The organism is Ureibacillus galli (genome assembly GCF_014836845.1).
In the GTDB taxonomy this organism is placed as follows: Bacteria; Bacillota; Bacilli; order Bacillales_A; family Planococcaceae; genus Ureibacillus; species Ureibacillus galli.
The window spans coordinates 85174-111321 of the sequence record NZ_JACSQA010000001.1 but is presented as its reverse complement, the minus strand read 5'-3'; the positions used below and the strand labels follow the sequence as shown (position 1 = coordinate 111321).

Sequence of the window (26148 nt, the reverse complement as noted above, 5' to 3'; positions counted from 1 at the left end):
AAGTGAGGCTAAATAGTGGTTCAACTATTTTTTATTGGTATCGTATGTTATACCATTTTATTTCTGTTAGCAAAATTGAATATTTATAATGGGCTGACGCGTATTTTGTCTGTCATCAACATGGTGATTATTATAGGTTTTGTATTATTTGCACTAATAAAAACAGGTCTATTACGTACAATTGCTACCTTTATTAGCTTCTTAATAATACGAGTGTCAGAGATGGTAAACGAGTTATTTTAAATACAGGAATACAATAATTTTGGAACAGAGTTCTATGCACTTTGCGGACTTGTAAAGAAGGGAAGCAAACTTTCTGTAAATGAAAGTAAACAGTTGCTATAATGAATAAGGTAATAAAAAAGAAAGAGGGCGATATTTAATGAACGCTTATGATGAATATATGAAGGGCATTGTTCAACCGATGCGCCAAGAATTAGTAGATGCAGGTTTTACAGAATTAACAACAGCGGATGAAGTAAATGAATTTATGGCAACGGCAAAAGGAGTTTCTTTAGTTGTCATTAACTCGGTATGTGGTTGTGCAGCAGGGTTAGCACGTCCAGCAGTTCGACAAGCAATCGAAGAAGTAAAACCAGATCAACTTGTTACCGTGTTTGCTGGTCAAGATCGGGAAGCAACAGCTGCTATGCGCGGATATTTTGAGGAGATTCCACCAAGTTCACCATCCATTGCCATTTTACGAGATGGTCAATTGGAATATTTTATTCCACGGGAACAAATTGAAGGATATCCGGTAGAACAAATTACGGATCATCTTGCAGGTGTTCTGAAACAAGCATGTGCCAAATAACCGTCGTGACAACAGCTGGGAGACCAGATGAGTTATCCATGATGCTTGCTAAAAAAGCATGTGAGGAATTAAATGTACCCTTTGAACCGAGGAGAAAGCGTTCTGTTACAAAAATAAGCCAATTATTAGATGCCAATGTGATTGTAGCAGGAAAAAATCGATATGAATATTATCCGAAAGGTGCTCAAACACCTTTCTTTTTTCATCCTAATTCTGCGGCATTCCGTCTAAAGCGGATAGCTCGAGGGGAATTGGAACCTTTTTTACAAAGTTGCCAACTTGAAGAAGGTAATTCTTTTTTAGACTGTACGTTAGGGATTGGTTCGGATGCGATGTTAGCAGCATACACAGTAGGGAATAAAGGGAAAGTCGTCGGCCTAGAAGCTAATCCCAATGTGGCCTTTATTGTTCGAAATGGAATGAAGACATATGATACATCTGAACTACCTTTAACAAATTGTATGCGTCAAATTGTAGTCGTTCAAAGTGAGGCGGTCGCCTTTTTAAAAAAACAAGAAAACGATTCCTTCGATGTAGTATATATGGATCCGATGTTTGAAGAAGTTATTGGAGAATCCAATAATTTCGAAGCATTGCGGGAGGCAGGTCGTCATATTGAGCTCTCAGATGAATGGGTAAAGGAAGCGCTTAGAGTGGCCAAAAAACGAATTGTTTTAAAAGCTCACTATAAATCGAAGCTATTTGATCGCTATCATTTTCAAAGGGAAATCCGGTTAACTTCGAAGTTCCATTATGGAGTAATCGAAAAATAAATATAATGAGCTCATTTACTAGTAGTATCAATGGATTTTACTTTACAGCAATATGATGTTATAATGTCTATATGCTATTTTAGGGTAGCAGGTAAATAAATTTGGCGTTTCGCTAGAGTTTTTGAAGATACTTATTCACACTGGCGCAAGTATAGGCTTGCAAGGACGCGAAAGTAGGTAGGGTTTGCGTTGCTTAAGTTAGAAGGCGTTTAGTGGAATTTTACCGCGGTTAAGAACGATGCATATTAGCATCTATTATAAAATTCCCCTGATGATAGGGTTGAGACTTAATTTATTTATATGTTACCTTTGAATGCTAAAGGGGTGCCTGATTTAAATCGGGCACCCCTTGTCTAATTTTCTGGAATGAAAAAAGCTACTTTATGAGTAGCTTTGGATTTACCTTTATTAGTCGGTAAAGCACATTGAAGTTAAATAACCTAATAATACAAAAAAGCCAATTCCGATAGCAGCAGTCATTTGTTGAACCTCCCTTGTGAAAAAAACAAGCTTTATTTACTTTATTATTGTACAATGAATTAGAAAAAGTTGAAACCTTTTAATGTGTAAAACGTATATAATAATAGAAGGTTTTTACAATTTTGTGCGAAATTGAAGGTGATTCCATGAAAAAATGGTTACAAAAAACACTTGTTATAACGGTAGCATTATTAACATTTGGATTAATAACGCCAAACCATGAAATATGGGATGCGTTAGATAATGGACAAGCAAATAATGGTTCTGCAAATAGTAATATCCAGAGTAATACTACGAATGAACAAGTCACAACAGTCGTTGAAGACAATTATGCCATTGATCAATCTGAAGAAGAACAAAATTTGGATTCCATCCTATTCGCAGCGAAAGAACAATCATACATAAAGTTTGGACCTAGAATCGCACCAGTCATTGGAAAAGAATTTGAAGAAAACATTTTCCCGAAATTAGAAGAAGTGATTGCCATGACATTATCTAGTTTGGACGATGAATCGATAAAATATTTAACGATCACTGATCGACCAAGTGGACAATATGGGGAAAAAATCTTCCATATTTCGGATGGGACAAACGGTAAAGATTTAATCCGTTTCCATGTGCGAACTGAAAAACGCCCACAAGAAGGTTATTACTATAACTTCCATTACCACACATCAGAAGATAAATTTGTTGTGCATCATTCATTAGGTGATATTTTTTATTCAAAAAATACTCCACCAAAATGGTTATCTTAAAATAATCAAAACACTCGTGCAAAATACGAGTGTTTTTTAGTTTTCACTATTTTTTTAATTTCTTTTGCCTATAGGCGATAATGGTCGTTTTTAAAGACGCATAACTTCCAATAGCCGAATAACCATAAAACCAACCCATAAAAATACCTGCGAGCAAGTTGTGTCTATGACTGATAAAAATAGAAATGAGCAAACCTATGACCAAGGCAATGGTAGGCACCCAAACTGGCTTAATATGCAAAAACTTTTTTAACAGTTGAGTAATTATCATGATAATAGGAACAGCAATGACTGCATCCCAAAAATTTGTATGTATCGTAGGAAAGTGTTCCATAAAAGCACCTCATATTAAATAAAGATCAATTCTTGTATAATGTTCCCAATTAACCGGATTTAATACATTGATACTTTTCAATGAAGTATTGGATACTGAGTCATTTCCCTTATTTTGAAACAGTTTTTTATTATCGGTAATTTTCTAAACGCTACTTTTATAAATGATTGCGATACACGTCCATCTTTTTTTAGTTGTTTAACTTCCTCTTCAGTTCATTTCCTAGGTCGATGCGCGTTCATTTTTTCATCCCAGATAGTTTCGCAAGCTGTTTTAGATTGATTAGTTGTCATTTTTTCAATTCCTTTTATGTAAATTCAATTGGATATTAAAATTACAATACGATTCTGTTGGTTTTATTCAGATAGTTCTTTTTCTCTTTTGTCAATTAATAATTTTAACTCTTTTAATTTGTCTAGATTACTGTATTTATTTATAAAGGTTTTAGCAGCACTTTTTGCACTTTGCTTACGGGTTTTTTCTCTGTTTCTTTCCCTATACGCTTGAGTTGCCCGTTTTTGAGCATCGGCTGTTTTTTGTTCAGTCAAAATAATCCCCCCACATCTCCTTAAGTTAAATATCAAGTTAAAAAGCTCCAACATCGGAATAAATTGAATATTCCTATTTTCATCATATATCTAGATACAAAGATGATTCAATGATTATTTGTTAAATAAGCGGCAACAAAAAATTCACAGTAAAAGAATCGCTACTCAAATAATTTTTAGTGAAATTATGAAAAAACTGACAAATGAGCAATTATTTCATATGTTCAAAGAGTAAAGTCAAAACGAATAATGGTCGCATAAAATGAGTAAATTACAAATAAATAAACTAATTTCACGCTTAAATAGTGAAAAATTTCTAATTAAGAGGTAAAATAAGAATATTAAAACAATGAGGAGGATGCCGATGATAACCGGTCAGTTAGAGCGAGCGTTTCAATTAGCAGAGAAACATAAACTCGACGTAAGCACAATTTTGGAATTAAACAAAATTATTATGAAGGAGGTTAATTCAACTCCAAAAGTTGAGGAAAAAATTCTTCAACAAATTATTCAAATTATTGAAAACAATAAACAAATTTTACGGGAGGCAACATAACAATTGGAAAAACAAATTGAATTGTATGATGATTTAGACACATTTGATTAAAGGCGCTGCTCAGCATAAGTAATAAGAGCAGCGCCTGTTTTTGTTTTTGATATTGGTTTATTTTCCCAACCCCCTTATAATAATGAGTTATACGTAACAAAAATGGGCGATGGGGGTATAGTTTTGTACATATATATTTTAAGACATGGTGAAACAGAAGCAGATTTACTCGATGTCCATGAAGGGCGAGCAGATTATCCTTTAACTACTAAAGGGCATTTTCAAGCAAGTAAAATGGCGAAATACTTCTCAATCCGATATCAACCAGATGTCATCATTTCGAGTCCGATGACGAGAACGAGACAAACTACTGAACATATTTTAAAATTTTGTAATGCTAAGCTTGAGTTTGATGAGAGACTTATGGAGTGGAATAATGGTTTACTTGCTGGAATGGACCGTACAGAGGCAATGGCGAAATTTCCGCTACCCTCTAACGGTCGCCCCATAACAGAGGCAATAGAAGAAGGGGAATCAGAATTAGCTTTTCGCCATCGTGTGGAAGAAGCAATGTTTGACATACTTGAAAAGTATAAAAATTGTCATCAGATATTAATTGTAAGTCATGGTGGTACCATTTCACATATTTTAAACATATTACTTAACCATTCTATAAATGAAAGGATACTATTTCCAACTTCAGATGTAGGGCTTCATTGTATCGAAATTAAAAATGAAAAGAAGATTGTCCATTTTATAAATTTAACTTCAATTGACTCATAAATACAATGAAGTTGCTATTAGATCAATCGTATAAAAGAATGCTGTATAAGAAGTGTTTTCCTTTTATGATGATATTGTGAACTCCTGTAAGGCGAGCTATCAAAAAAGGAGGATTGTTTTATGATTAATTTTCAAACTATTTCAAAACTTCTGCTATTTTGTTTCCTTTTATATTAATTTGTTATTGCATATTCAGAGAGAACATGTAAAAGGGAAGAATACATGGATTATGCTTGATTACATGATTGGTAAAGGGAGAGATTTTTATCAGAAACTATATTGTTATAACTTTTATTGGTTCCATTTTAGCATTTGTTATTAGGACTTTGAGTATTGTAAATAAATCAGATCAACCGCTCCTTTCTTTTTATCATTTTGATTTAGTTATTTTAGGAGTCATAATCATATATAGTGGGTTTCTCCTATTTGTAAAAACAATTAAATTGAAAAATGATTGAGCAGTTAACTGCTATGTTAAATTTTGATAGGATGATTTGTACATTATTATTTTCAATTTTGACATCCGATATGTTATTGCCAGGAATAAGCGCTTTTTCATATGTAACCATTTTCTTTATAATAGACTGTATAACAAAATATGTTGAAACCCAAGTATATAAAACCATCTTACTTTGCTATAGGTAGTGATAAAAATTTACAAGGGGGTGGGGGAAATTGAAATAATTTCAAGGAAACTGTATGCAGCCACTTTGACTTCGATTATTGGATTCTTTATTGTACCATTCTTTTTCTATGAAATTTCACCTGGGTATAATTTAGCCGCTGGTTTAGCAGTAAGTATTTGGACGGTTCCAACACTTTTTATAGGTGGGGTTATTTCATCTATTGTTATAGAGTATCGGGACAAAAGTCATTCGTTTGGATTTTCTTATTTAAAACATTTAGGATGTGCATTAATTTGTACATTATTATTTTCAATTTTGACATCCGATATGTTATTGACAGGAATAATCGCTTTTTCATATGTAACCATTTTCTTTATAATAGACTGTATAACAAAATATGTTGAAACAAAAAGTGAACACTAGATGATTTTATTAATTTTTATTGTTTTAATATAAAGGCAGATTTCTTTTTACATGTTTGTAGAAAAGACTGTCTTTTTTATTTTTGTCTTAACCAAACTCCGAAAAACATCCATTTTTTAACGATTCCCCTTATCTCATTAACATAGATAGTCCAATGATTATTCTTTTGTTGATGGTATTCCTTTTATTCTGGATTGGTCCCCTTTGTTTTCACCGTAATTTGAACTTTTCCTAACAGATTCTCCTTTGAGTCTATTTGCTAAATTTAGCCTCCTATCAAGAGTCTTTAGTTGGGCTATAAAAGATTTACTATTGGTCTATTTTTCATAATTATTTCATATGTATAAATAAGCAAAAAGCATATAAAAACAGATAAAAATCCTTTAGGTAAATGAAATTAGTTTAATAATTAATGAGAGCAATAATTAAAACGGTTTTATACTTTTCTTGATTTTTTAGTAGAAAAAGACTAGGAATGAAGAGGGTGAATCGATGGAAAACAATGTGGAATATGAAACAAAGGTTTTGGAAGTCGAAATCGTAAAACATAACCTTCAAAAAATGAGGCTACTAAATAAAATTTATACAATCGTGATCATTACAATTGTACCTATTATCTATTTTTTAACGTTTTTTCCTTCTTTGCGTATTCAAAAATTATTTATCGAAAGCAAAGTGGAATATGTATTATTGCTTATTTTTCATCTCGTCATTTTTTATTTATTTCATTTTCGTAAAATTCATTTAAACACACTAAATAATAAAAAAATGAAGTTCTTTATAAATTTTTATATTTCGTTTTCATTAATTTTAGCTGCTCTCATTTCGATAAAAGATCAAAGTATTTATAATCCTTTTCTTATTTATACATTAATCTTGTTTACTTGTAGCTCCTTTTTAGTTTTAAAAGCAAAACAACTTTTGATCCCATTAATCATTTCGAGTTTCATTTTAATCGTAGGTCTTTACGGTGATAATGGAGAGTTCTCCGATTCATATTTACAATGGGTCTATATCGCCATCCTACTTCCGACTGCTTTTTATCTATCACGTTCTTATTATTTATCCTTTGAAAAAAACTTTTATCGTCAATTGGAAATATTGGAGGAAAGAAATTATACCCGAAGTTTAACAGCGAAATTAAAAGAGGTAAATAATCAACTAGAATTACAAACTTTAGTCGACCCTCTCACGAATTTATATAATCGTAGGGCTTATAATGAATATTTACAAAAACTACAAGATCAAACATTACAATCTCCAATTCTCCTTTCGGTAATCATGATTGATGTCGATTGTTTTAAATTGTATAACGATACATATGGTCATATGGAAGGTGACAATGTATTAATTAAAATTGGAATGTTATTAAATAATATATCTGAACAATTTCACTGCTTCACTACGCGATGGGGTGGGGAGGAGTTTATTTTATTATTAACAGATGTTCCAGAGCAACAGGTGGAGAAGATTTGTCAAAAAATAAAAGATGGAGTTTCTAATTTAAATATTCATCACGGTTCATCAACGATTGCATCTACTGTTTCGGTAAGTATAGGGGCTTGTACAAAGAGAATTTATAAACAAGAAGAAATTACTCATTGTATAAACGAAGCAGATGCTGCGCTTTATTTTATAAAAAAACATGGTCGGAATAATTATGAATACCGTTCACCTACACAATTTCAATAGTTGTAAGAAACAATTTAACTTCTTTTAAAGATAACATTATCGGTTAAAATTAAAAATTCTCTCTAAGGTGTGTGGTTGTAATCCAACATCCAGTTCCCCCTTATATTGGACAATGATGTAATCAAGGAAGGTTAAATAGGAAAGGACGCTAGGTATTTTCCGCCATCAAATGGGATTTAATTTATGTACGGGAACCCCGTTATTAACAAACGGGTTCCTTATTGCGTATCATTGATCTGTCCACGAATGAATAAGTTCTTTATCTGTAAGCTCATTAACAAAGATAATTACCTCATTAATACCTGTAACTCGTGGACATATAATGCCTAAAAAGTAGTTGAAGATTTAGTGAAAAGTACATTAGATAAAATACAAAATGAATATCAAGTAGACGTTTTGGAGTTTGGAAACAGAATGAGAATCGAACACCCTAGATTATGGAAAAAAATAAAAAAAGATTGGGATCAAACATTTAGTCAGGTTTCAATTAATTGTAAGGTGAAATTTACGATCAAAGATTATGGGACAACAGGTTATTGAGACATTATAGTTAAAAAGACCAGGTATTCACTTGAAAGAGTGAACCTGTTTTTTTATGCGACACCATGAATCATATTGAGCACCCTATATAAACGACGAATCTATTTTGAACTATCGTTACTGATTCCTAACAATTTATAAAGCATTAATATGCCGTTTTCCTAAAATGATTTTCATCCCAAGTGTTAAACACGAATCAAACATTTGAGATGGTTACAAAAATTGATTACCTATCTTATAGAAATTCCCTAGATAAATTGCTCTATTAAAAAGAGTAAATGGTAATTTTTACCTAAAGATAGGACGGTTGATATTCAACGAAATCGAATAAAAGAATTAATGAATAAATCAACATAAACATTAAATTACCCTTTATAATGGGATATAGTTAATGAAGAGGTGATTAAATTGGAAAAACATCCTGAATATGAATATTTAAATTTATTACAATATACATTGGAGAAAGGGATAAAAAAAGAAGACCGAACAGGGACAGGTACTTTTAGTGTGTTTGGTTATCAAATGCGTTTTGATTTAAGCAAAGGTTTTCCTTTATTTACTACTAAACGCGTTTCCTTTAAATTAATAGCAAGTGAATTGTTATGGTTCATTAAGGGTGATACAAATATTCGTTTTTTACTCGAACATAATAACCATATATGGGATGAATGGGCATTTAAACGTTGGGTTGAGTCGGAGGAATATAAAGGACCAGATATGACTGATTTTGGTCGACGTAGTTTAGTAGATGAAGCATTCAATGAAATTTATCAAAAAGAACTAAAATCGTTTTGCCAACGAATTTTAGAGGATGATACGTTTGCTAAAAAATATGGTGATTTAGGGAATGTCTATGGAAAGCAATGGCGAAATTGGACAACTTCTGATGGTGAATTGCTTGATCAATTACAAGATGCAATTAATCAAATTAAAAACAATCCTGATTCTAGAAGAATTATAGTAAACGCTTGGAATCCAGAAGATGTTATAGATGCAGGTGGTAAAGATAGTAAAGCTGCACTACCACCATGTCATGTAATGTTTCAATTTTATGTAGCAAATGGTAAATTGAGTTGTATGCTTACTCAACGTAGTGGTGATCAATTTTTAGGTATTCCATATAACGTAAGCTCTTATGCACTATTAACTCATCTAATCGCACATGAATGTGGTTTAGAAGTAGGTGAATTTATCCACTCTATCGGTGATGCTCATATTTATTCCAATCATATTAAACAAGTAAAATTACAATTATCACGTGAACCTCGTCCGTTCCCAACTTTAAAAATTAATCATGAGAAAAAATCAATTTTTGATATTGAATTAGAGGATTTAACGATAGAGGGTTATGATCCCCATCCTTCCATCAAAGCTCCAGTAGCTGTTTAAAAAAGTAGCAACCTCATCTTACTAATGTCCATACTAATGATTAAAAAAATACTAACTAAAACTATTACTTTATAAATAAAACGAAGCACACTGCTATTGTATAGCAGTGTGCTTATTTGTTATTCGCCTATCCAAAGAGTTAATAGTTCATCCAATTGACGTTCTAGTTTTTCTAACTCCTTTCGATGAGTAATATTATTTGTTTGATGAAGTTGATGTTTTTTCTTTTCTATTTTTTGTTCCAGTTGTTCAATTTGTTGTTCAATCGAAATGGACGTGCTCTGTTTTTCTTCGTACGGAACATCGAGTGTTTGCTCTATCATACGCTCACTATGTTTTTGGCGAGCCCAATGATAGTTTCCTTCATAGATAAACAGTTGTTGGTTTTCTAACCATGCAATACGATGGAATAACTGATTGATGAAATAACGGTCGTGGGAAACAGCAAGAACAGTACCTTCAAATTGTTGAATCGTTTCTTCTAATACTTCCCGAGATTCGATATCTAAATGATTTGTTGGTTCATCTAATATAAGCAAATTAATATCCTGTTGCATTAATTGGGCTAAACGAAGTCGCATTTTTTCGCCACCGCTTAAGTCTTTTACCTTTTTAAATACATCAAAGCCATAAAATAAAAACTTTGCTAGAACATGCCGAGCATCGCCTTCATTCATGGATATATGCTCTCGAAACACATCAATTAATCGAGCGTTTTCATCATCGTATAAAAACTGTTGGGAAAGGTAACCAATTTTCACATTACTTCCAATTCGACATTTCCCTTCATCATGTAATACATCACCAGTAACCATCTTTAATAATGTAGATTTACCAGTTCCATTGGAACCAACAATTGCTAGACGATCTTGCCAATTCAGTTGAAATGTAACGTCATGAAATAGAACTTTATCAAAGCTTTTGCTTACATTTTCGAATATAATGACATCTTTTCCACTTCGATCATTTACGTTCAACTTAAGCTGCATCTTTTTTGCAATCGTCGGTTTTTTCACAAGTTCAATCCGCGCTAACGCTTTTTCCATACTTTTAGCCCGACGATGAAGGGATGCGTTTGGGGGATTCGCTTCATTTGCCCATTGTTTGAGCCGTTTAATCGTTTCTTTCATCTTTGAAATTTTCTTTTGTTGTTCCTCGTATTGGCTAAATTCACTTAAAATACGTGCCTCTCGCTCTTTTAAATAGGCATCATAATTTCCTGTATAAGAGTAGGCAACTCCATTATCGATTTCAATGACTTTCGTAACTACTTCATTCATAAATTGCCGGTCATGGCTAACGACAATTAACGTTCCTGAATAACGACTTAAATATCCTTCTAACCATTCAATCGCATCCATGTCTAAATGGTTGGTTGGTTCATCCAAAAGTAAAATATTCGGGTTTGTTAACAAAATTTGCCCAAGCATCACTTTTGTTTTTTCGCCTCCACTTAGTAAATGGAAGGGTGTATATAGTAGGGGGGTAATGGATAATCCACCTGCAATCATTTGAATTTGGGCATCCATTTCATAGCCACCTTGCGCGATGAATTGTTCCTGTATTTCACCGTATTGCGTTAATAATTTTTCTAAGTTATGATGATTCCCCATTTGTGCTTCTAATTGCTGCATTTGTTTTTGCATACGAAGTAAGGGGGAAAAAGCTTCTTTCAATACATCGATGACTAAACTATTCTCATATGGTGGGATTTGATGTAAATAACCAATTGTTGCCCCTTTCTTTTTAATAATACGACCTGCATCGGGGCTTTCTATATTAGCGAACGTTTTTAAAATCGTTGTTTTACCACAACCATTTCGTCCAACGATGGCAACCCGTTCTCCTTCGTGAATATCAATGGTTAAATTTTCAAAAATAATTGATCCACCGTAAATTTTTGTTATGTTTTCTGCTTTTATCGACACTGTGATTCCTCCGTTTTTAACACAGTGCAGCCAAATAAAAAAGACTGCTCGATTAACAAGCAGTCTTTTCCTAAAGAATTGTGAAAAGAATGGCTAATCAGCTGTGTTTTCGATTTATTTCATTAAAAAAGGGCAGACTAATCCCGTTAATGGCAAAATCGAAAGTAATGACACGTGCAAAATAGTGGTAACCATTCATTTCCACACATGTCGTCACAGCTAATTGATTCATTCTCTCCACCTCCGTTCAAGTTAATTACATATAGTATATTCACTATTGGAAAATATGTCAATTCCCGAAATTTTTGAAATTTCTCTCCTCTAATAAATTGGATACTCGTCTGTAAGAGGTGATTTTTTTTATTGGATATCTATGTTATTATCAAAATACGCATTGTAAACAATTGTTTCAACGAGGCAGGTAAGTGGCAATGCTTGAAATAACTGTTCTAGCGGAGAACTTATTCAATCATTCGATAGGTTTTTGAACAAATAAATAGAACAATAGAAAAATAAAATATGAAGTTATTGTTTAATTGATGGATGAAAATAGGATATACTTTTAAAGCTATGTTTTATAAACATTATTTTAACTTTAACTTAAAGATTTTTGGAGGATTACGATGAATTACAAAATTATTAACAAACCAGTCTTTGAACAAGCGCAATTACGTTCGGTTTCCGATGTTCCTTTTACAGAAGAAGAACTTGAAAATGGTATGAAATTAGCGGTATCGAGAGCAGATGATACCCTTGCTCTATATTTAGTAGATGTAGATGGTCAGAAAAAATTTGATGTCCGTTGGGATGATTCTTCGGAAGTTTTCAGTGGTTGGTATTCAGCATGGGATAATTTTTCTTGGTGTTTATCCGTTGTGGACGGTCAAAAAACAACGAATTAAAACTAGTTCCTATTTTGGGTAAAATGTACGTAACCATCTTCATAAAGGTGAAAAAAAGCTTCAATCTCTCTGAGATTGAAGCTTTTTTATGGAATGACGAAGAGAAAAAATTATTCGCATAACAGAATTTGCCTTACGAATAAGTGTTTTTTCGCAACGCAACGATCGGTAATCGTGAACCCTGTTTCTTCAATGACATGATCAATTGTATCGACCGTTACGATGACCGCTTTATCTGCAATTCGTCTTGCATGTTGAATAATTTCATATTGTTGCTCCCTTGTGATATGCGTATAAAGATTGTAAGGTAAATCGATAATAGCCACATCATAATGCGTCGTTACTTCCGATATCGGTCCTTTAGTAACCGTACCTTCCAGATTAAAATAAGCAATATTTTCCCTTGCCCCTATACAAACGAGTGGATTAATATCCCTACCGACAATATCAATCCCCATTGAGAGTGCTTCTATCACCACTGTCCCAATTCCGCAACAAGGATCGATTACAGATATCCCCTCTGGTTTAGGGGCGGCTATATTTGCAATAGCCCGAGCAACCCTCGTGTTTAAAGCAGTGGAATAACTATTTGGTTTATGTAAATGTTCACGCCAAACGGATATACTTTTTTCATATTTTCCGAAATACCAGTATCCATCAATTGAGACTAGACCAAAAATCATTTTTGGATGATCAAGATCTGGCTCTCCATCAATACATAATCCAATTTCCCTTTCTATAGAGCGACGTTCCGGATGGGGAATTTTCTTTGTATCCCCTATATCCATCTTATTTAAACAGATCACTTTAAAGGTAGTAGCTGTTTCATTCATCTCTTTCACCATATCTTTTATATCGGATAAACTACGTGCTTGATAAATAACTTGTAGCCGCTCTTCTATAAAAGGACTACGACTTGGGTCGACCTCAACATTGCTTATGATATAATTTGAAGTTGAATCGGAACCAAAGAAGGAGCGCATCTCCATTCGACAAAGGTCGAATTCATCTTTATGGTGTACATAGGTATAAATATACGTGTCTTGATCGTGTTGGTTATTCAAAAAATCATCCTTCATTCTATTGTTGTGCTATCGACTTTGATAATTGTTCTAAAAAGTGATAAGTGATTGAGAGAACTTGTTCAATGGATTGATTTTCATGGAAGCCATCCATAAAATCAATTGGGATATTTAATTCCCATAAGCCTTCTTCCCCTGAAAAACTGCAACTATAAAAAGCATTTTCTCCATGTAAATGTTCTGTCAAATATCGTTTTATTCCGTCAGCATGTTTCTTTTGTACTTTAAATCCAAGTAAAACCATATAAGTTTTAAATACGTCATCCACTTCAAAAGATAGAGCATCCGTTTTAATGTTTTCAAAGGTAGGGGATTCAATATAAAGGAATTCGTTCATATTTTGTTTTAAATGTTGAATAGAGGTTGTAAGAAATGTTTGATTTTCATTTGAAATTAATTCTTCACTATCTTTATCACAACGTTCAATGTAAACATCTGTAAGTTCCATCTAAGGGAAACCTCCTAATTTTTTGTAGTAAACTTTTTTCACAAAAATAGACAGCCTTTAGCTGTCTTCTGTAACGTTATTGTTTATACAAGTGTATCATAATTTACGGTAAATGTTAAAATACCACTAATTAATTTAACTTAAATAAACTTTTCGTCCAGATTTCTGTTGATGTAGGATGATTACTTTCAAAAAGATGAAATTTTGATACGTATGGAATAAATTCTTGATTGATAAAAGGCTTTAATGATTTCGGACAAGCATTAATGAGAATCGAATCTTTTTTTAACGATTCAAGTTGATTTATAAAATCATTTTTTATTTGTGGTATTTCTGTCCACATTTTAACCCAAATTTTATCCCTCAACTCACGATAATAATTGTTCATCGCTTTTTCATGGATGAAATGTAAAGAAGTTTGGAAATGAACCGCATTCATAATAATAACCCGATATTGATGTTGTTCCTCTATTACTTGAAACTGATTTAAAGTACGAATCAATTGGCTCAAGTTTTTTTCGATTTTTTTACCTGTTTGTCCTTGGGCAGCACCAATAGGTGTTAATTTTTCATTGTTTTGTTCATACTCGTCAATATGAGGGGATTCTAAAATGATCATAATCGATTTGTTTTTATAGTTATGAATAATCAAATCGTCTTCAAAGTTTGAATTGGATACTAGGTTATTTTTCTTTTGAGGCGTTTTAATAACTACTTCCTCTCCGTTTAGTTCAACAAAAAATCGAGTGACATTTTGAACTTGCTTATTCTTTTTGAAAAAGGATCGTTTAATAGTAATCGTTTGTTTCTCTTCATCCACATTTAAATATTTACGATTACTTTTTACTAAATCATCATAAACGGCATCACTAATTTCTGTAGTCATCGGATATCCTTCTAATTGAATAGACGATTTTTGTTTCATGAACGTCAGCAAAAAATCACTTCCTTTATCATTTTATTGAAAACTATTATAAAATGGAAAATATCTATCATTTATTTATATTAAAATTTTTGTAAAAATATGAATAAAAACGTATAAAATAGAAAAAGAAAATGTCTAAAAAAGTAGGAGAGAAGCTATGATTTCATTAATTGTCGCCCATGACAAAAATCGAGTTATTGGATACGAGAAGAAAATGCCTTGGCATTTACCAGGGGAGTTAAAATATTTTAAAGAACAAACAATGGGTAAACCGATAATTATGGGGAGAAAAACTTTCGAATCGATCGGTAGACCATTACCTGGGAGAAGAAATATTGTTATTACAAGAAATAAAAACTATAATGCAGAAGGAATAGAAGTGGTTTCTAGCCTTGATGAAGCATTGAAACTTGTTTCGAAAGAACAAGAAATTATGATTATTGGTGGCGAACAAATTTTTAAATTAGCGCTTCCAATAGCAGATCGACTTTATATAACAAAAATCGACTATGAATTTCAAGGAGATACGTTTTTCCCGCAATATGATGACGAATGGACGATGATTTCTAAAAGTGAACCGATTGAAGTTCCAGATGGGTATGCATATACTTACTATATTTATGATAGAAAAAAATAATTGTCCTAAAAAGTTTTCACTATTTGTAAAATAGGCGAAAACTTTTTTTATTTTATTTAAATTTTTCTAAATAATTTGAAACTTAGCGGCGAATCAACCGTACATAAGTTGTAGGATTATTTTGGAAGTTGAGGTGATGTTTGTTGGGTGGTTTAGAGCTCCATACCGTTTACCTATTTACTTTAATAATCGCCGGGTGTATCACGATTATTTACCTATTGTTCTCTGAAATGTTTGATGGTGTTTTTGAAGGGATTCCCTTTATTGATCCAGCTGTCATTTTATCTTTTATTACGATTACATCCGCAGCAGGTTTTTTGTTCGAAAAATACAGTTCTATGACAAGTTTAATCATTTTTATTATATCTAGTATCCTATCAGCTATTGTTAGTGCCATTATTTATTTTTTCATACTAGTCCCATTAAAAAGTGCAGAGGTTTCTTTAGCTTACACAGAAGAATCCCTTGGGGGTCAAGTGGGAAAAGTGATTGTACCGATTCCGGTAGATGGATTTGGTGAGATTGTTATAGAAACTGTGAATGGAATTATATCTAAAAGAGCAACAGGATTGGACAATGAAGCGATTGATTATGATGAGGAAGTCCTTGTTATCGAAGCAAAGGAGGGTACTGTTTATGTAAAAAAATACGAATCATCTTTTCAATTTAAATAAATAAGGGGGAATTAGAATGATGCTTAGTACAATGATTATTATTGGGGTCGCATTGTTTATTATTGTGGCCATTGTAGCGGTTTATATTACAAAATACAAAACAGTAGGTCCAGATGAAGCATTAATTGTGACAGGGAGTTTTTTAGGATCAAAAAATGTCCACACGGACGACTCAGGTAACCGAATTAAAATTATTCGTGGTGGAGGGACTTTCGTTTTCCCTGTTTTCCAACAATCTGAACCATTAAGTTTACTTTCTAGTAAATTAGAAGTAACAACTCCTGAAGTATATACAGAACAAGGCGTGCCTGTGATGGCGGATGGAACGGCTATTATAAAAATTGGTGGCTCTATTTCCGAAATCGCCACAGCTGCGGAACAATTTTTAGGGAAAAGTAAACAAGATCGAGAAAATGAAGCAAAAGAAGTATTAGAAGGACACCTCCGTTCCATTTTAGGTTCGATGACGGTGGAAGAAATTTATAAAAATCGGGATAAATTCTCCCAAGAAGTCCAACGGGTTGCAACGCAAGATCTAGCGAAAATGGGATTAGTCATTGTTTCCTTTACGATTAAGGATGTTCGAGATAAAAATGGTTACTTAGATTCTTTAGGGAAGCCGAGAATTGCCCAAGTGAAAAGAGATGCAGATATTGCAACAGCTGAGGCAGAAAAGGAGACTCGTATTAAGAAAGCAGAAGCGGAAAAAGAAGCTCAAAAGGCTGAATTGTTGCGGGCGACGGAAATTGCAGAAGCAGAAAAGGAAAACCAATTAAAAGTTGCGGAATTCCGTCGTGAACAAGATGTGGCAAAAGCCCATGCAGACCAAGCTTACGAATTGGAATCCGCAAAAGCAAAACAACAAGTAACGGAACAAGAAATGCAAATTAAAATCATTGAACGCCAAAAGCAAATTGAGTTAGAAGAAAAAGAAATTTTACGTCGTGAGAAACAATACGATTCCGAAGTAAAGAAAAAAGCAGATGCAGATCGTTATGCAGTTGAACAAAATGCTGCTGCCCAAAAAATGAGAGAATTGGCACAAGCTGATGCGGAGAAGTATCGAATCGAATCCCTAGCTAAAGCCGAGGCAGAAAAAATTCGTTTAGACGGATTAGCAAAAGCTGATTCGGAAAGAGCGCAAGGGGAAACAGAAGCAGAAATCATTCGCTTAAAAGGGTTAGCGGAAGCAGAAGCGAAACGAAAAATTGCAGAAGCCTTTGAACAATTTGGTCAAGCGGCAGTACTAGATATGATTATTCGTATGATGCCAGAGTATGCAAAAGAAGTAGCGAGTCCATTATCCAACATCGATAAAATTACGGTTGTTGATACAGGAAACGGGGAAGGTGGGGGTGCAAACCGTATTACTTCTTATGCAACAAATTTAATGTCTTCGTTACAAGAAACATTAAAAGCTTCTTCGGGGATTGATGTGAAAGAACTAATCGAAAATTTTGCTGGGAAAAGAACATACGACCATCCTATTCCACAATTGGATGAAACAGAAGAAGAAAAACATTTAGTGTAAATATGTAATCCTAATGAACATTACCGTTAAATTGTATGATAACGATTAAAAGATATAGTATAATGCAAAAATACTTTTGTAGTTGTTTGAAAAAAAGGAGTTATCATATGATTTCAGTAATTATTAGTTTTGGACGATTAATGAAAGCGTTGTTTCATGCGGTAAAAGAACCTCGTTTCGTTAGTATATTAACAACAGTTGCTTTCATTGTTTTATCGGGGACACTTTTCTATTCAAAATTTGAAGGTTGGTCTTATCTTGATTCTGTCTATTTTGCAGTCGTTAGTTTAATTCCAACTGGAGTCGATACAAATCTTGCCCCATCAACGAGTGGGACAAAACTGTTCACAATTCTGTATTTAATTATTGGTACCGGTTTAATGTTTGCCTTACTATTAACATTAGGTCGTTCAATGATAAAAGAATCTCCAAAAAGTAAGTATCGATTAAATAAAGACATACACATTGACAAAACAGAAGTACCGAGTCAATTAAAAGCAAGACATTTACCTAACAAAAAATAATGGAAGAAGTCCTAAGTTAACAAACTAGGACTTCTTTTTTGTTTGACATCGTACTGACTTATAGGGATGTTATAATATGTTGAAAATGAGGAGAGAGATCTAAAGTGAAGGGTGACGCTAGTGAGTAAAATTATGATTGTGGAGGATGAACTGGCGATTAATAAAGTGTTAAAAGCCTACTTAGTGAAAGAAGGATACGAAGTAATACAAGTGTTTACAGGTCTCGATGCCATGAACTATTTTGTTCATGAAAATCCTGATTTAGTGTTATTAGATGTAATGCTCCCTGGAAAAGATGGCTGGACGATTTTAAAAGAAATTCGTCACAACAGTAACTGCCCGGTTATTATGTTAACGGCTTTAGGTGACGTCCATTATAAATTAGAAGGGTTTCAAGAAGGTGCAGATGATTACATAGCAAAACCATTTAATGCAGATGAAGTAGTTGCCCGGATAAAAGCAGTATTAAAAAGAGCCTCCTTTGTCCAGATGGATACAGTGAAATTTGGACAATTAGAAATTGATTTTAAAGGGCATTCGGTTTATTTAAATGGGTTAGAGGTCGTACTAACTCCACGGGATTTATCTGTATTATTATTTTTAGCTGAACACCCAAATCAAACATTTACTCGGGACCAGTTAATTGAACAAGTATGGGGTTGGGAATATGATGGTAGTGATCGCGCGGTCGACTTAGCCATTAAGCGGCTTAGAAAAGCCCTTGCCCATTGGCCATCACAACAAGGGGAAATTAAAACTTTAAGAGGGTTAGGTTATCAATTCCATGTCTATAAAAAATAAACGAGTGTCCTTATTAACTTATTGGACGAGTCGATATGTAGTAACATTATGTATTGGTTTGCTCATTATATCGCTCATTTTCGCGATGTGGATACGTCATACAACATTAGAATACCGTCTTGAAATGATGTCGTTTATGGCAGAAGATACAGTCAAAAGAATAACTGATACAGAAACGCCAAAAGAGTTACCAAAGTCCATTGAAGAAAGGGATCGTTTTAACTTTCGAGATATTGATCCAATTGTTTATATCCTCGATCAAAAAGGAGCGGTTATTTCTGTCAATCGACCATTTAACCCGTTAGTTGAGGTTGATTTTAATCCATTATTACAAAAGGAAGAGTTGAGTAAACTAAAAATTCCATCTACGAATGAAACATATTATGTAGTGAAGAAAGAAATTGAAATCGAAAACAAAGTCATCGGTTGGGTTATTGTATTGGAATCTAAAAAACATTTAACTGAAGTGAAGCAGCAATATGGCCAATTAGCGATATTTATTATTGCCCTTGGAATATTAGGGGGGGTTGCCATTTATTTTTTATCTCGTAGACTCTCACGTCCGATTATGAAAGTGGCAGAAGCTGCTAAACAGGTTCAATCGGGAAATTATCATATTCAATTATCCTCTTCTATAAAAGAAAATGAAGTATATGAACTCGTATCATCTTTTAAAGATATGGCAAGTCGTCTGCAACAGTTGGAGAAAACGAGAACAGAATTATTAGCAGGGGTTACCCATGAATTGAAGACACCAGTGACCTCTATAAGTGGGTTATTGCAAGCTGTAAAGGATGGGGTTGTAACAGGTGAAGAGGCGGAAGAATTTATTAAAATGGCCTTAGTAGAGACAGTAAAGATGAAAACGATGGTAGGCGACTTATTAGCTTTTAATTCCTTTGCCGTTGATGCAGTACCGGTAACAATAAGCCATTATGAAGTTAGTCGATTAATAGGCGACATCTTTACCCAATTTAAGGCAACTTTGCAAGATCAAACATATAAATTCGAGTACCATTCTTTAAAAAAAGAAGTCTTTGTATTAGCGGATTTAGTTCGTATCCAACAAATCTTATCGAATCTATTAACGAATGCCAGTCAAGCTATGGTGAATGGTGGGACAATGACAGTTACATTAAAGGAACGGGATGATGATGTTGTTGTTTTAATAGAAGATACAGGTACCGGGATAAACAAGGAAGATCAACCTTATATTTTTGAACGGTTTTTTAGAGGGGAAAATAAAAAGTATACTGTACGAGGACTTGGCTTAGGATTGCCCCTAAGTAAAATGATGGCCCAGTCAATTGGGGGAGATCTTCAATTAAAGAAAAGTAATGGCATGGGTACTTGTTTTGAACTCCAATTGAAAAAAGTGAAACGTAGCGAAGAATAATCGCTACGTTTTTTTATTTTTGATTCATTTATGTTCTGACATCTTGTTGACACATTCTCCATTTATAGTAGGACATGTATTAAAAGTATGAACGGAGGATAAATAATGAAAAATAATAACTTGAAGAAATTTTTAAAGGGTATGACTCTTCCAATTGTTGCAACTTTATGGTTAGTTGGGTGTTCCAATAGCAACAACTCTTCCATGATTGCATCGGTCAATGGTGAGGAAATTACAGAAGACGAATTGAATGAAACATTGACGACCCAATATGGAACAGAGGTGTTAGATACGTTAATTACGAATAAAATCATTGAACTAGAAGCTAAAGAATTAGGTGTTTCAGTATCGGAGGAGGAACTGCAAAAGGAATATGATGAATATGCTTCCCGGTATGGTGGTGAAGATGCATTGTTAGAATTACTCGATTCCTATGGGATGGATGTTGACGATGTAAAGAAAGATATGGAAACGTATTTATTAACATTTAAAGTGATGGAAGATGATTTAGGCATTACCGAAGAAGAAATCAAAACTTATTTTGAAGAAAATAAAGAAACTTATGGAAAAGCCGCTGAAGTTGAGGCGAGTCATATTTTAGTAGAGGATGAAACGACAGCTCAAGAGGTGATCGACAAACTAAATGCTGGGGGAGATTTTGCTGAACTGGCAAAAGAATACTCTACCGATACTGCAAATAATGAAGACGGCGGAAATCTTGGATACTTTGGTACTGGAGAAATGGCAGAAGCCTTTGAAACAGCCGCTTTTGCAATGGAAGTTGGCGAAGTTAGTAGTGAACCAGTAGAAACAGAATATGGTTTCCACATTATCAAAGTAACGGATAAAATCGAAGGAAAAGAAGCGGTCTTTGATGAAGTAAAAGATACTGTTTACCAGGATCTTTTGGCAGCAAAGGTAAATGAACAATATTCAACATGGGTAACTGAAAAAATGTCCGAGTACGATATTGTGAATAAACTAACAGATTAAAAAACAATCTGCTCTATTTCGATGCAATTTAATGAACTGCAAGAAATGAAGAGCAGATTTTTTAATATATATTCAACATTTATAAGTAGACTGCAACACATACAACCATACAAGCACAGCCAGCAATAACAAATAAATGCCAAATCGCATGGTTATAAGGTAGCTTTCTCCAAGCATAAAATATAGACCCAAACGTAAACAATAAACCGCCGATAAATAAGAAGGTAAAACCATCGAATTGTAAAAATGCATATAGCGGTTTTATCGCAAATACGATTAACCAACCCATCGCGATGTAAAGTACTAAAGAAAAGGTCTCGAATTTATGAATAAATAAACATTTAAAGACTATCCCAAATATTGCAATGGTCCAAACGATGCTGAGCAGAACAATTCCTAGCACACCACCGATAGCGATTAATAAAAAGGGAGTATAAGTACCAGCAATTAAAACATATATAGATGAATGATCTAAAATAGAGAAAAATCTTTTATATTTTTCGGGCATACTATGCAATAAAGTGGACATTAAAAACAACAGTACGAGTGATGCTCCGAAAATGGAATACGAGGTAATTGCAACAGCATTACCTGATTGTACACCAATCAATATTAATAACACACAAGCAGGAATACTAATGAGCAATCCAATACCATGGGTAATGGCATTCCACAATTCCTCTTTCCAATTTTTATAATCAAATGCTTCTACATGATTCATTGAACTCACTCCTATCGTGTTCACTATACTGCAAAAGGAAGGGAGTTAACACTATCATTTGTCATATTGTTTCAGTTCTAACCAATGAATAAATGTTCAATGGAACTCCTAACTTATACTTAATGTAATTACATTTGTCATGTTTACAGTCATAATTCATTCTCATTATAATGAAGTTATGCTATAAAAGGATGTGTCATTTTGGGACGAATTCATATTGTAACTGATTCAACTTGTGATTTAACAAAACAAGAATTAATAGAGCATGACATCAAAGTAGTACCTTTAACGATTCAAATTGAAGGGAAAACCTATGTTGATGGAGAAGACATCGAGCCTGAATCTTTTTTAGATTTAATGAAAAATGCGAAAGAATTGCCGAAAAGTTCTCAACCTGCCCCAGGTAAGTTTAAAGAGCTTTATGATGAATTAGGGAAAAACGGAGATCAAATCATTTCCATTCATATGACCGGGTCTATGAGCGGAACGGTTGATTCGGCTAGACAGGCAGCAGAAATATCCGATTCGGATGTAACGGTTATTGATTCTAGATATATTGCCATTGGACTTGCTATTCAAATACGTGAAGCGATTCGATTACGCGATGCTGGTGCAACTGTAGGTGAAATTGTATCAAGACTCGATGAAGTGAGAAAAAACACTAGATTATTTGTTGTCGTTGATACGTTAGAAAACTTAATTAAAGGTGGTCGCATCGGAAAAGGGACAGGCATGATTGGTTCTTTATTAAACATTAAACCGATTGCCACTTTAGATGATGGATCTTATACACCTGTTGCAAAAGTAAGAAGCCATAAGCAAGTGGTCAACTTCTTATTTAAACAATTTGAGGAAGATACGAAAGGAAAGACCGTTAAAGCAGTTGGAATCTCCCATGCAGACGGCTTAACAACATTAGGTAATCCGTTGAAACAATTAATTGAATCTACCGGGTTCCACCAAATAGAGACGAAATTTACGTCTCCAATCATTAGTACCCATACTGGTCCAGGAGCCATTGGATTTATTTATTTTGCTGAATAACAAGAAAACTCGCTATCATTCGCTCATATACTATACATGAGGTGATTGATAGCTTTTTTTTATAAAAATTCCCCCCATATAGCTATGAAAATAATCGAAAATATTGCGAAAGGAGTCATCATACTGAAAATCATAACCATCCTATTGGTCATATGTTTTTTCCTTTTTGGTTGTGCATCGGAAGTTACGACAAATGAAGTTAATGATTTAAAATCCCTTACCGAAAATATGGATCAAACAGAGGAAACCACTAATGTTTCAAAAAATACATTTCCGCTAACGATAGAAGATTATATTTTTGATGATTTCTCAAAACCTGAGGAAGTTCAAGTGGAAGATAAGAAAATATATTATTTAGCCTTAGGGGACTCATTAACTCGTGGAGTTGGGGATGAAGAACATAAAAATGGGTATACTAAAAGATTAGCGGAGAAACTTGAGCAATGGACAAATGTCTCTGAAGTTATTTTGGACAACAGAGGGAAACGAGGACGCAGAAGCGATCAATTACTTGCTTTGCTGGAAAAAGGTCATTACGACTCAGAACTAAGGAACTCTGAGTTAATTACATTAACGATCGGCGGAAACGATATTATGAAAGTCGTTAAGCAAGATTTATTTGAATTGAAGAAAGAAGCATTTGATAAAGAATTAGTAAAATTTCGTGAACGGTATGATCAAATTATGGAGGAAATACGTCTTAGAAACCCGGATGTTCCGATTGTTGTTATTGGCTTATATAATCCTTTTTCAATGATTACGGATGAAATTACGGATTTAGAGTCCATTATTACGGAATGGAATCAAACAATTGAGGATATTTCAAATCAATATGAAAATGCTTGTTTTGTAGATGTGGAAGATTTATTTGATTCCAATGCGAATTTAGTTTATCATACAGATTTCTTTCATCCGAATGGTTACGGATATACAATTATGACAGAACGTATTGTGTCGATGATGAAATCTTGTCATATCGAAGAACAATCAGATGGTTTAATTTTATTTGATTGAATATCCTCAATAAATAACTTCTTGTTCTATTTTGACGTCACTTTAGAAAAAATAACATACATAGTTAAAATGGAAACAGATTTTTGTTAAGGAGTGTACGATAATGAATAAATGGAAAGTCGCCTTTTTTCTTTTAATAGGTGTAATCGTTTTATTATTTACAATCATTATATTTTGGGCGGCTTCTCCAGTTGAAGATGTTCAAATTGAGAGGGAAAATATTACGGTTCAACCGGCGGACAGTGTGTTGTTAGTTGAGACAACAGCTGATGATTTTGAAAAAATTGTATTGAAATTTTTAGAAAATGAGTTGAAAAGTACTTCACTCCCAGTTGACATTGTTGTAGGTGAAGCGATTATTTTAAAAAGTGAATTAACAGTGTTTGGTGTTACTGTACCCTTTTCAATGGAATTTGAACCAATCGTGAATGAAGATGGTAATGTTCAATTAAAGCAAACTTCTGTAAATGTTGGTAAACTAAATATACCACCTGTTACCGTTTTGAAATTAATGAATGACGCAGTCGAATTTCCTCAATGGATTGTCGTTCGACCAAATGAAGAAGAAATTTTTGTTGACTTGACGAATTTATCGTTACCATCTGGAGCGCATATTAAAGCAAAGGAAATCGATCTAGAAAAAAACTATATTTTGTTAGAAGTTATTGTGCCAAATGAATAGGGAGGGTTGTCTTTTGGAAAAAGAAATTGCTACGTTTGCAGGTGGTTGTTTTTGGTGTATGGTGAAACCTTTTGATCAACAACCGGGTATTGAGGAAGTCGTATCAGGCTATACAGGTGGACATGTTGAAAATCCGACTTATGAGCAGGTTTGTTCGGAAACAACAGGTCATTTAGAAGCAGTCCAAATTACTTTTAACCCGGAATTATATCCATATAAAAAATTAGTGGAAACTTATTGGACATTAATTGATCCGACAGATCCTGGCGGTCAATTTTACGATCGGGGTGAATCGTATACGACGGCTATTTTTTATCATAATGAAGAGCAAAAAAGAATTGCAGAGGAGTCGAAGGAACAGCTCGAAAAGTCTGGTAAATTTAATAAGCCAATTGCTGTGAAAATTTTACCAGCAAAAACTTTTTATCCTGCAGAAGATTATCACCAATATTACTATAAAAAAAATCCAATGCATTATGAACGATACCATATCGGTTCAGGAAGAGCTGCATTCATTCAACAAAATTGGGGGAATAAACATGAATAAGGAAGAGAGACTTAAACAATTAACTGAAATGCAATATTATGTAACACAACAACAAGGAACAGAGCCACCGTATCAAAATGAGTATGATCAACATTTTGAAGAAGGCATCTATGTTGATATTGTATCTGGTAAACCATTATTCAGTTCGAAAGATAAATATGATGCCGGTTGTGGTTGGCCGAGTTTCTCGAAACCGATTGAAGAGCAAGAAGTAACGGAGCATTTTGATACTTCCCACGGGATGAGACGAGTGGAAATAAGAAGTAAAACGGCTGACTCTCATTTAGGACATGTATTTCCCGACGGTCCACAGGAGTTGGGTGGTTTACGCTACTGTATTAATTCCGCAGCGCTACGATTCGTACCGAAAGAAAAGTTAGAAGAAGAAGGATATGGAGAATATTTAAAGCTTTTTGAAAAATAATGTATTAACGAAAGACGAATTTCTTTATATCACAAAAAGATTAATGAATCGTGAGGATTGAAATTTTCCTCACGATTTTTTATCTATAGAAACGATTTGTTTTAGTATAAATTCGTTATATAATGGATATTAAAAAACTATTCTATTTTTACGTATCCAGTAAGGAGTGTC

At 33.6% G+C, this 26148-nt stretch carries 30 protein-coding genes and 1 pseudogene; 23 read left to right on the top strand and 8 right to left on the bottom strand.

Annotated features, from left to right (window positions below):
• Positions 1-15 precede the first annotated feature (15 nt).
• From H9636_RS00555 to H9636_RS00540, 4 genes are all read left to right on the top strand, one after another.
• Positions 16-243: a hypothetical protein gene (locus H9636_RS00555; protein ID WP_191705710.1), complete on the top strand. Its 228-nt coding sequence runs from the start codon at positions 16-18 to the stop codon at positions 241-243.
• A gap of 139 nt (positions 244-382) precedes the next feature.
• A complete protein-coding gene (locus tag H9636_RS00550; protein ID WP_191705709.1) occupies positions 383-814 on the top strand; it encodes a BrxA/BrxB family bacilliredoxin in 432 nt (143 codons plus the stop codon).
• Entirely contained in the window at positions 802-1587 is a 786-nt protein-coding gene (locus H9636_RS00545) for a class I SAM-dependent methyltransferase (RefSeq protein ID WP_191705708.1), read from the top strand. Before H9636_RS00550 ends, H9636_RS00545 begins: the two co-directional genes overlap by 13 nt.
• Positions 1588-2213: 626 nt before the next feature.
• Positions 2214-2822 carry a YpjP family protein gene (locus H9636_RS00540; protein WP_191705707.1) on the top strand — a complete coding sequence of 203 codons (609 nt, stop codon included), beginning with the start codon at positions 2214-2216 and terminating at the stop codon, positions 2820-2822.
• Between the two features lie 46 nt (positions 2823-2868).
• Here H9636_RS00540 and H9636_RS00535 read toward each other — a convergent pair whose 3' ends face one another.
• Entirely contained in the window at positions 2869-3156 is a 288-nt protein-coding gene (locus H9636_RS00535) for a hypothetical protein (RefSeq protein WP_191705706.1), read from the bottom strand.
• A 356-nt stretch (positions 3157-3512) separates the two neighbouring features.
• Complete coding sequence (locus tag H9636_RS00530; protein WP_191705705.1) at positions 3513-3704, bottom strand: hypothetical protein; 192 nt, start codon at positions 3702-3704, stop codon at positions 3513-3515.
• A 364-nt stretch (positions 3705-4068) separates the two neighbouring features.
• On the opposite strand from H9636_RS00530, the gene H9636_RS00525 reads away from it, so the two are divergent.
• The 6 genes and pseudogenes from H9636_RS00525 (at position 4069) to H9636_RS00500 (ending at position 9704) form a co-directional block, all read left to right on the top strand.
• A complete protein-coding gene (locus H9636_RS00525) occupies positions 4069-4260 on the top strand; it encodes an ABC transporter permease (RefSeq protein ID WP_191705704.1) in 192 nt (63 codons plus the stop codon).
• Between the two features lie 174 nt (positions 4261-4434).
• Positions 4435-5034: a histidine phosphatase family protein gene (locus H9636_RS00520; protein ID WP_191705703.1), complete on the top strand. Its 600-nt coding sequence runs from the start codon at positions 4435-4437 to the stop codon at positions 5032-5034.
• Positions 5035-5699: 665 nt separating this feature from the next.
• The gene (locus tag H9636_RS00515) at positions 5700-6083 is read left to right on the top strand and encodes a hypothetical protein (RefSeq protein ID WP_191705702.1); all 384 of its coding nucleotides are present in this window, start codon (positions 5700-5702) and stop codon (positions 6081-6083) included.
• 492 nt (positions 6084-6575) lie between these two features.
• Positions 6576-7775 carry a GGDEF domain-containing protein gene (locus H9636_RS00510; RefSeq protein ID WP_191705701.1) on the top strand — a complete coding sequence of 400 codons (1200 nt, stop codon included), beginning with the start codon at positions 6576-6578 and terminating at the stop codon, positions 7773-7775.
• 345 nt (positions 7776-8120) lie between these two features.
• A pseudogene (locus H9636_RS00505) lies at positions 8121-8315 on the top strand (Ger(x)C family spore germination C-terminal domain-containing protein); the annotation flags it as partial.
• A 408-nt stretch (positions 8316-8723) separates the two neighbouring features.
• Entirely contained in the window at positions 8724-9704 is a 981-nt protein-coding gene (locus tag H9636_RS00500) for a thymidylate synthase (RefSeq protein ID WP_191705699.1), read from the top strand.
• Between the two features lie 119 nt (positions 9705-9823).
• Here H9636_RS00500 and abc-f read toward each other — a convergent pair whose 3' ends face one another.
• A complete protein-coding gene (gene abc-f / locus H9636_RS00495) occupies positions 9824-11632 on the bottom strand; it encodes a ribosomal protection-like ABC-F family protein (RefSeq protein WP_191705698.1) in 1809 nt (602 codons plus the stop codon).
• 97 nt (positions 11633-11729) lie between these two features.
• Entirely contained in the window at positions 11730-11864 is a 135-nt protein-coding gene (locus H9636_RS19225) for an RAxF-45 family protein (RefSeq protein WP_263604092.1), read from the bottom strand.
• Between the two features lie 391 nt (positions 11865-12255).
• On the opposite strand from H9636_RS19225, the gene H9636_RS00490 reads away from it, so the two are divergent.
• The gene (locus H9636_RS00490) at positions 12256-12534 is read left to right on the top strand and encodes a hypothetical protein (RefSeq protein WP_191705697.1); all 279 of its coding nucleotides are present in this window, start codon (positions 12256-12258) and stop codon (positions 12532-12534) included.
• Between the two features lie 110 nt (positions 12535-12644).
• On the opposite strand, the gene H9636_RS00485 is transcribed toward H9636_RS00490, so the two are convergent.
• The 3 genes from H9636_RS00485 to H9636_RS00475 form a co-directional block, all read right to left on the bottom strand.
• Positions 12645-13598, bottom strand: coding sequence for a TRM11 family SAM-dependent methyltransferase (locus H9636_RS00485; RefSeq protein ID WP_404817729.1), 954 nt, complete (start codon positions 13596-13598; stop codon positions 12645-12647).
• 16 nt (positions 13599-13614) lie between these two features.
• Positions 13615-14064, bottom strand: coding sequence for a hypothetical protein (locus H9636_RS00480; RefSeq protein ID WP_191705696.1), 450 nt, complete (start codon positions 14062-14064; stop codon positions 13615-13617).
• A 130-nt stretch (positions 14065-14194) separates the two neighbouring features.
• Complete coding sequence (locus H9636_RS00475) at positions 14195-15001, bottom strand: hypothetical protein (RefSeq protein WP_191705695.1); 807 nt, start codon at positions 14999-15001, stop codon at positions 14195-14197.
• Positions 15002-15146: 145 nt separating this feature from the next.
• Between H9636_RS00475 and H9636_RS00470 the strand changes: the two genes are divergently transcribed.
• The 7 genes from H9636_RS00470 (at position 15147) to H9636_RS00440 (ending at position 21545) form a co-directional block, all read left to right on the top strand.
• Positions 15147-15626 (top strand): dihydrofolate reductase, encoded by a 480-nt coding sequence (locus H9636_RS00470; protein WP_191705694.1) that lies wholly within the window; start codon positions 15147-15149, stop codon positions 15624-15626.
• Positions 15627-15769: 143 nt separating this feature from the next.
• Positions 15770-16300, top strand: a complete 531-nt coding sequence (locus tag H9636_RS00465; RefSeq protein ID WP_191705693.1) for a hypothetical protein — start codon at positions 15770-15772, stop codon at positions 16298-16300.
• A 16-nt stretch (positions 16301-16316) separates the two neighbouring features.
• The gene (locus tag H9636_RS00460; protein ID WP_191705692.1) at positions 16317-17831 is read left to right on the top strand and encodes a flotillin family protein; all 1515 of its coding nucleotides are present in this window, start codon (positions 16317-16319) and stop codon (positions 17829-17831) included.
• 107 nt (positions 17832-17938) lie between these two features.
• The gene (locus H9636_RS00455; RefSeq protein ID WP_191705691.1) at positions 17939-18355 is read left to right on the top strand and encodes a potassium channel family protein; all 417 of its coding nucleotides are present in this window, start codon (positions 17939-17941) and stop codon (positions 18353-18355) included.
• Positions 18356-18475: 120 nt separating this feature from the next.
• Positions 18476-19156 carry a response regulator transcription factor gene (locus H9636_RS00450; RefSeq protein ID WP_191705690.1) on the top strand — a complete coding sequence of 227 codons (681 nt, stop codon included), beginning with the start codon at positions 18476-18478 and terminating at the stop codon, positions 19154-19156.
• Positions 19140-20552 carry a HAMP domain-containing sensor histidine kinase gene (locus H9636_RS00445; protein ID WP_191705689.1) on the top strand — a complete coding sequence of 471 codons (1413 nt, stop codon included), beginning with the start codon at positions 19140-19142 and terminating at the stop codon, positions 20550-20552. Before H9636_RS00450 ends, H9636_RS00445 begins: the two co-directional genes overlap by 17 nt.
• A 105-nt stretch (positions 20553-20657) precedes the next feature.
• A complete protein-coding gene (locus H9636_RS00440) occupies positions 20658-21545 on the top strand; it encodes a peptidylprolyl isomerase (RefSeq protein WP_191705688.1) in 888 nt (295 codons plus the stop codon).
• Positions 21546-21624: 79 nt separating this feature from the next.
• On the opposite strand, the gene trhA is transcribed toward H9636_RS00440, so the two are convergent.
• Complete coding sequence (gene trhA / locus H9636_RS00435) at positions 21625-22266, bottom strand: PAQR family membrane homeostasis protein TrhA (protein WP_191705687.1); 642 nt, start codon at positions 22264-22266, stop codon at positions 21625-21627.
• Positions 22267-22467: 201 nt separating this feature from the next.
• Between trhA and H9636_RS00430 the strand changes: the two genes are divergently transcribed.
• From H9636_RS00430 to msrB, 5 genes are all read left to right on the top strand, one after another.
• The gene (locus H9636_RS00430; protein WP_191705686.1) at positions 22468-23310 is read left to right on the top strand and encodes a DegV family protein; all 843 of its coding nucleotides are present in this window, start codon (positions 22468-22470) and stop codon (positions 23308-23310) included.
• Positions 23311-23355: 45 nt separating this feature from the next.
• Positions 23356-24324 carry a GDSL-type esterase/lipase family protein gene (locus H9636_RS00425; RefSeq protein WP_225229998.1) on the top strand — a complete coding sequence of 323 codons (969 nt, stop codon included), beginning with the start codon at positions 23356-23358 and terminating at the stop codon, positions 24322-24324.
• A 103-nt stretch (positions 24325-24427) separates the two neighbouring features.
• Entirely contained in the window at positions 24428-25006 is a 579-nt protein-coding gene (locus tag H9636_RS00420) for a YpmS family protein (RefSeq protein ID WP_191705685.1), read from the top strand.
• A 13-nt stretch (positions 25007-25019) separates the two neighbouring features.
• Complete coding sequence (msrA, locus tag H9636_RS00415; protein ID WP_191705684.1) at positions 25020-25553, top strand: peptide-methionine (S)-S-oxide reductase MsrA; 534 nt, start codon at positions 25020-25022, stop codon at positions 25551-25553.
• A complete protein-coding gene (gene msrB, locus H9636_RS00410; RefSeq protein WP_191705683.1) occupies positions 25546-25977 on the top strand; it encodes a peptide-methionine (R)-S-oxide reductase MsrB in 432 nt (143 codons plus the stop codon). The genes msrA and msrB overlap by 8 nt, the downstream gene beginning before the upstream one ends.
• The last annotated feature ends 171 nt before the right edge of the window (positions 25978-26148 follow it).